The sequence below is a fragment of the Acinetobacter sp. WCHAc060042 genome, from assembly GCF_003231195.1.
Lineage (GTDB): Bacteria > Pseudomonadota > Gammaproteobacteria > Pseudomonadales > Moraxellaceae > Acinetobacter.
The window spans coordinates 1-686 of sequence record NZ_QKVN01000123.1 but is presented as its reverse complement, the minus strand read 5'-3'; the positions used below and the strand labels follow the sequence as shown (position 1 = coordinate 686).

At 30.0% G+C, this 686-nt stretch carries 1 protein-coding gene; it reads left to right on the top strand.

Going from position 1 to position 686, the window contains the following annotated elements:
- Nucleotides 1-230 precede the first annotated feature (230 nt).
- Complete coding sequence (locus DPG01_RS18520; protein WP_110976015.1) at nucleotides 231-503, top strand: hypothetical protein; 273 nt, start codon at nucleotides 231-233, stop codon at nucleotides 501-503.
- Nucleotides 504-686 lie beyond the last annotated feature (183 nt).

Sequence of the window (686 nt, the reverse complement as noted above, 5' to 3'; positions counted from 1 at the left end):
ATATGTTCAGTAGTACAATTCAACATTTGAATCAGGAGGGTATACAAGTAAATAAAATACGTGGGCGTGGATTTCAGGAACCGATAGTGTTAATACAGCACAATATTCTGCTAACTTAGCAAAAGGTATGTCACCTAATGATGCTGCACTAAATACTTGGACAGGAAAAATTGCTCAAAGACATGGTTATACAAAAGTTGAAGAAATTGAAAGCAGTGGAGGAGTAACATATGTTATATTCGGAAAATAGTGAATCTTTTAATGAAATATTAAGTGGTAAAAGGCCAAGTAAAGTATTCAATTCATTGCTTTTAGAGAATAAGATTTTAGATAAATATGACTTGGCAGATATGTTTTTAGCTCATTTTACATTGTTAGACAGCAAGGTTTTGCCATTAATATGGAATTGGAGAAGTATAAAATCAATAAGAGGAATAAGTGATGAACAGTTTGATGAGCTAATTATTGAAAACATGAAGAATTCTGGTTATGAACTCCCTTAAAATTCTAATGTTTTTAAGGGGGTATTTTATATTAACTGGTTAGAATAAGTAACAGGAAAATAAACATGGTTTGAGATGCGGTCAATAGAATTATTAACATCCTATTGATCTTATAAGTTAATTCTAAAAATTAAACATGTATTTAAACCAAAATTGGCTTGTAATATCGTAGATCTAAACCTT

What these genes read in the sequence shown, in the direction of transcription:
- DPG01_RS18520 (WP_110976015.1), top strand. Translation starts at nt 231, where the DNA reads ATGTTATATTCGGAAAATAGTGAATCTTTTAATGAAATATTAAGTGGT.